The sequence below is a fragment of the Corallococcus sp. 4LFB genome (assembly GCF_046520365.1).
Lineage (GTDB): Bacteria > Myxococcota > Myxococcia > Myxococcales > Myxococcaceae > Corallococcus > Corallococcus caeni.
This window is the reverse complement of record NZ_JBKGHJ010000518.1, coordinates 1-5,439: the sequence shown is the minus strand read 5'-3', so window position 1 is coordinate 5,439 and position 5,439 is coordinate 1. Positions and strand designations below refer to the sequence as shown.

6 protein-coding genes are annotated in these 5,439 nt (G+C 68.0%); 1 reads left to right on the top strand and 5 read right to left on the bottom strand.

The annotated features are described in order from the left end of the window. Positions 1-192: 192 nt before the first annotated feature. The 5 genes from fusA to ACLEQD_RS35710 all read right to left on the bottom strand — a co-directional run bounded on the left by fusA (position 193) and on the right by ACLEQD_RS35710 (position 4,847). Positions 193-2,274 carry an elongation factor G gene (fusA, locus tag ACLEQD_RS35730; RefSeq protein WP_410390297.1) on the bottom strand — a complete coding sequence of 694 codons (2,082 nt, stop codon included), beginning with the start codon at positions 2,272-2,274 and terminating at the stop codon, positions 193-195. A gap of 109 nt (positions 2,275-2,383) precedes the next feature. Then, complete coding sequence (gene rpsG, locus ACLEQD_RS35725; protein WP_014395858.1) at positions 2,384-2,854, bottom strand: 30S ribosomal protein S7; 471 nt, start codon at positions 2,852-2,854, stop codon at positions 2,384-2,386. A gap of 172 nt (positions 2,855-3,026) precedes the next feature. Beyond that, entirely contained in the window at positions 3,027-3,398 is a 372-nt protein-coding gene (rpsL, locus tag ACLEQD_RS35720) for a 30S ribosomal protein S12 (protein ID WP_014395857.1), read from the bottom strand. A gap of 223 nt (positions 3,399-3,621) precedes the next feature. Next, positions 3,622-4,116, bottom strand: coding sequence for a ribosomal protein S18-alanine N-acetyltransferase (gene rimI / locus ACLEQD_RS35715; protein WP_410390295.1), 495 nt, complete (start codon positions 4,114-4,116; stop codon positions 3,622-3,624). After that, positions 4,113-4,847, bottom strand: coding sequence for a hypothetical protein (locus tag ACLEQD_RS35710; RefSeq protein WP_410390293.1), 735 nt, complete (start codon positions 4,845-4,847; stop codon positions 4,113-4,115). The genes rimI and ACLEQD_RS35710 overlap by 4 nt, the downstream gene beginning before the upstream one ends. Before the next feature lie 122 nt (positions 4,848-4,969). Here ACLEQD_RS35710 and ACLEQD_RS35705 point away from each other — a divergent pair. Beyond that, on the top strand, positions 4,970-5,439 hold a 470-nt coding region (locus ACLEQD_RS35705; RefSeq protein ID WP_410390291.1), incomplete at its 3' end, for a DnaJ domain-containing protein.

Genomic DNA, 5,439 nt, shown 5'->3' with positions numbered 1-5,439 from the left:
ATCGTTCCGATGTTCACGTGGGGCAGGCTGCGATCGAACTTTTCCTTGGACATGAACCGCTCCTCACGACGCCGCCGGTGCAACCCCGGCGGTATAGGACTTCGAGAGAACTTCCGAAGGGTGCTGCGTGTGCTTCAAAGCCGCTGGAACGTCAATAGAATTCGCCCGGCGGCTCCCCCTACGGCCGGGAGGTCAGTAGCTCGGGTTGAGCGCTGACTTGGGCGCCGGTGCGTAGTGCTTGAACTGCATGGTGTAGGTCGCCCTTCCCTGGCTCTTGCTGCGCAGGTCGGTCGAGTACCCGAACATGGCGGCCAGGGGCACCTCCGCCTGGATGGCCTGCACGCCGCCAGGCCGGGGCGTCATGCCCAGGATCTTCCCGCGCCGGCCGTTCAGGTCGCCGATGACGTCGCCCATGGCGGCCTCCGGGGTGACGACCTCCGTGGCCATGATGGGCTCCAGGAGCACCGGGCTCGCCGCGCGGACCGCGTCCTTGAAGGCCAGGGAGCCGGCGATCTTGAACGCCATCTCCGACGAGTCCACGTCGTGCATGGAGCCGTCGTAGGCCTCCACCTTCACGTCCACCATGGGGTAGCCCGCGACGGGGCCGTTCTGCATGGCCTCCTTCGCGCCGTCGCGCGCGGCGTCCACGAACTCCTTGGACACGGCGCCGCCGGTGATGCTGTTGACGAACTCGAAGCCCTTGCCCGGCTCGTTCGGGGACACGCGCAGGTTGATGTGGCCGTACTGCCCCTTGCCACCCGCCTGGCGGATGTACTTGCCCTCCGCCTCCTTCGTCGCCGTCACCGTCTCGCGGTAGGCCACCTGCGGCTTGCCGATGTTCGCGTCCACCTTGAACTCGCGCAGGAGCCGGTCGACGATGATTTCGAGGTGCAGCTCGCCCATGCCGGCGATGAGCGTCTGGCCCGTCTCCTCGTTGGAGCGCACGCGGAAGGACGGGTCCTCCATGGCCAGCCGCTGCAGGGCCTGGATGATCTTGTCCTGGTCCGCGGTGGACTTCGGCTCGATGGCGATGTCGATGACCGGCTCGGGGAACTCCATGCGCTCCAGGACGATCTGCTGCTTGTCGTCACAGAGCGTGTCGCCCGTGGTCGCGAGCTTCAGGCCCACCACCGCGCAGATGTCGCCGGCGTAGCACTCCGTGAGCTCGTCCTTCTTGTCCGCGCGCATCTGCACGAGCCGGCTGACGCGCTCGCGCTTGCCCTTCACGGAGTTCCACACCGCCGTGCCCGCCTCCAGCTTCCCGGAGTAGACGCGCAGGAACGTCAGCGTCTGCGACGAGAAGGAGGGGTCGTTCATGATCTTGAACGCCAGCGCGCTGAAGGGGGCGTCGTCGCGCGTCTCGCGGATGGCGTCCTCGCCCTTGGGCGTCTTGCCGTGGATCGGCGGGATGTCCAGCGGGCTGGGCAGGTAGTCCACCACCGCGTCCAGCAGCGGCTGCACGCCCTTGTGACGGAACGCCGAGCCGCAGAACACCGGGAACAGCTTCAGCCCCACACACCCCTTGCGGATGGCGCCGCGCACCTCCTCTTCGGTCAGCTCGTCGCCGTTGAGGAACTTCTCCGTGAGCGCGTCGTCCTGCTCCGCGGCGGCCTCCAGCAGCTCCCCGCGCGCGGCGGTGGCGGCCTCCTGGTAGTCCGCGGGGATGTCCACGACCTCGAAGCGGCTGCCCTGCTCCGCGTCCTGGAACACCAGTGCCTTCATGCGCACCAGGTCGATGACGCCCTTGAGCTTGTCCTCGCTGCCCAGGGGCAGCTGCATGCGCACGGGACGCGCACCCAGCTTCTCCTTGATGGTGCCGACGGACATTTCGAAGTCCGCGCCCACCCGGTCCATCTTGTTGATGAAGCAGATGCGCGGGACCTTGTAGCGGTCCGCCTGGCGCCACACCGTCTCCGACTGCGGCTCCACGCCGTTGACCGCGTCGAACACGGCGATGGCGCCGTCGAGCACGCGCAGCGAGCGCTCCACCTCGATGGTGAAGTCCACGTGCCCCGGCGTGTCGATGATGTTCACGCGGTAGCGCTGGCCCGTCCGCTCCCAGAAGGCGCTGATGGCCGCGGAGGTGATGGTGATGCCTCGCTCTCGCTCCTGGACCATCCAGTCCGTGGTGGTGGTGCCTTCGTGCACCTCGCCCATCTTGTGGATGGCGCCTGTGTAGAACAGGATCCGCTCGGTGGTGGTCGTCTTGCCGGCATCGATGTGCGCCATGATGCCGATGTTGCGGTAGCGCTCGAGGGGGAACTCACGGGCCATGACTCGGTTCCTTCCGGACGTCTCTGGGACATCTGCCAGGGCTGACAAACAAAACCGCCCGGACGCTGGCAGCGCATCCGGGCGGCAACCGCGAAGCCCCTTTCGGGACCTACCAGCGGTAGTGAGCGAAGGCCTTGTTGGCTTCCGCCATCTTGTGCGTGTCTTCACGCTTCTTCACCGCGTTCCCGCGGTTGTTGGCGGCGTCCATGATCTCGCCGGCCAGCTTCTCCTGCATGGTCTTCTCACCACGCGCCTTGGCGTAGGAGATGATCCAGCGCATGCCCAGCGCGACGCGGCGGTCCTGACGGACTTCCACGGGCACCTGGTAGGTGGCGCCACCGACGCGGCGGCTCTTCACCTCGAGGACGGGCTTGACGTTGTCCAGGGCCTTCTTGAACGTCTTGAGGGGGTCTTCCTTCGCGCGCTCCTCCATGAGGGCGAAGGCGCCGTAGCACACGCCCTCCGCGATGGACTTCTTCCCCTTGCGCATCAGGTCGTTGACGAACTTGGTGACGAGCCGGTCCTGGAACTTCGGATCCGGGAGAATCTTCCGCTTGGCGACTACGCGACGACGAGGCATCTCTTCCCTTACGCCCCACTCTCCTCGCTTTTGAGGAAAGCCTTGTTCAGGGGGCTTCAAGAACGACTGCTTGGAACTTCCAGGGACACTCCCCAGGGTGTGGGGCCAGCGTCCAACACTGCTTCAGGTACCGCGAAGGTGTTCCGCGCCAACGACGCGCGGGAGAACCGGACTAGCTGGGGCGCTTGGCGCCGTACTTGGAGCGGCTCTGCTTGCGACCGGCAACGCCCACGGAGTCCAGCGTGCCGCGGATGATGTGGTAGCGAACGCCCGGGAGGTCCTTCACACGGCCACCGCGGATCATGACCACCGAGTGCTCCTGGAGGTTGTGACCCACGCCGGGGATGTAGGAGGTGACCTCGATGCCGTTGGTGAGACGCACGCGGGCCACCTTGCGGAGGGCCGAGTTCGGCTTCTTCGGGGTCGTGGTGTAGACGCGCGTGCACACACCGCGCTTCTGGGGGCACTCCTTCAGGGCAGGGCTCTTGCCCTTGATGTTGAGCTTCTCGCGGCCCTTGCGGACGAGCTGGCTGATGGTCGGCACTGAAACCTCTTCTTCGATGGGGACCCCGCGTCCGGCTACACGAAAGCGGAGCATATCTACCTACAGGCTACACAAAAGGCCCGCGAGTATAGGGAGGGCCCCCCGGGTGTCAAGCATGGCTTGCCCCTGGGCCAGAACCGGCCAGAGGACCCGGGTGCATTCCCCTCACACCCGAAAAACCTGGGACTGCGACGACGGCCGGACGCTCTACTCCCTTAGGCCCCTAGAAGTCGAGGACCATCACGATCGCGTCCTCGCCCTCGTCCACGTAGTAGTTCGGGCGGATGCCGACCGGCCGGAAGCCCAGCGAGCGGTAGAGGCTGAGGGCGGACTCGTTGCCCCGGCGCACCTCCAGCGTGGCCAGGGAGCACCGGCGCGCCACGCCCCGGCGCAAGACCTCCTCCATCACGACGCGCGCGACGCCCCGGCGGCGGTGCACGGGGGCGGTGGCGACGTTGAGGACGTGGACCTCGTCGTGGACGATCCAGAAGATGGCCAGACCCAGCAGCTCCACGCCGCCCTCGGGGCGCGGCTCCTCCACGAGGAGGATGGTGGACCAGTCGTGCTGGAGTTCGCGCCCGAGCAGCTCCGTGGACCAGGGGTTCTTGAAGGACGCCTTCTCCAGCGCCATCACCGCCGGCATGTCGTCCACGGTCATCTGCCGGATGAGGAAGCCCCTCCCCTTGTCGGGCGTCCCGTCCTCCCGCAGCCGTCTCATCGCCGTGCCTCCCGTGCGAAGGGCGCCACCCGCCGCACCTGCGCCGACCTGCGTACTTCAGCCAGGGCCTGGGCCGCCAGCTCTCCGTAGCGCGCCCGCACCAGCTCCTCGCGGATGGCCGTGCGCGCCGCCTGGTCGAACTCACCGGGGTACAGGTCCCGGTGCGCGTCATAGTGGTGACGAACCTCCGCCTCGCTCACCTGAGCCTTCAACCGGACCCGACTGTCGAGGATTCGCTCCGCCCTCAGCCCCCGCACCAGCACGGCCACCAGGGCGTCGCGGTCCACGCCGTGCCGGTCCAGGAAGCGCTGGAGCGCCTCCTCCCCGCCCAGCCGCGCACGGAAGGCGTCCAGCCGGGTCTCTACCTCCGCCGGTTCGGCCGGAAAGGCCTGCAGGCGGTCGGCGCTCAGCACCTGGAGGCGCTGGTTGATGGACAGCTCCAGGGCCCCCCGGAGCGTCTGCTCGTCCAGCGGCAGGGCGGCGGCCTGCACGGCCCCCCGCTGGATCAGCGCCACCCGGGCCTCCATCTCCAGCTCGCTCTGGGTGAGGACCTGGCCCTCGATGACCGCCACCACGCGGTCCATCACCCTGCCCTCTTCCACGGCGGGAGCGGGCGGCGGGGAGGCGGCATGGGCGGTCACCCAGGACCCCAGGGCAATCCCCAGCGCCACGGGGAGCAGCCCGCACGCCAGCCATGGAGGGGGCGTCCGGCGGGGGCGCGGTGCTGGCATGGCCTTCCTCATGTTCCGGCGACTGTAACCATCGCGGCCCTGTCCGGACATCCCGTGCTGGCGCTCACCGCCCCGCTGGTTACGTTCTCCCTTGTCGGGTACTGCACCACCCTCAAAAACCTATGGCTGACGACTACTACCAGATTCTGGGCGTGCCACGGACGGCCTCGGCGGACGACCTCAAGAAGGCCTTCCGCAAGCTCGCGCGCCAGCATCACCCCGACGTCAATCCTGGCGACAAGGGCGCGGAGGAGAAGTTCAAGCGCATCAACACCGCCTTCGAGGTGCTGGGCGACCCGAAGAAGCGCGCGCTCTACGACGAGTTCGGCGAGGACGCGGAGAAGATCGGCTTCGACGAGAAGAAGGCCGCGGCCTATCGCCAGTACCGCGCGGCCCAGGCGGCCGGGGGCAGCGGGGGCGGCGGCATCCCCTTCAGCACCGAGGGCGTGGACCTGGGGGACCTCTTCAACGACATCTTCGGGCGCGCGGGGGCTGGCGGAGGCAGCGCGGGCGGGTTCGACATCAACGACCTCTTCGGCGGGCCGGGGCGGCAGCCGGTCCACGGCGGCCGAGCGCGCGACGACCTGACGAC

Coding starts and splice junctions, on each gene's coding strand:
- fusA (WP_410390297.1), bottom strand. CDS start 2,274: ATGGCCCGTGAGTTCCCCCTCGAGCGCTACCGCAACATCGGCATCATG.
- rpsG (WP_014395858.1), bottom strand. CDS start 2,854: ATGCCTCGTCGTCGCGTAGTCGCCAAGCGGAAGATTCTCCCGGATCCG.
- rimI (WP_410390295.1), bottom strand. CDS start 4,116: ATGAGACGGCTGCGGGAGGACGGGACGCCCGACAAGGGGAGGGGCTTC.
- ACLEQD_RS35710 (WP_410390293.1), bottom strand. CDS start 4,847: ATGCCAGCACCGCGCCCCCGCCGGACGCCCCCTCCATGGCTGGCGTGC.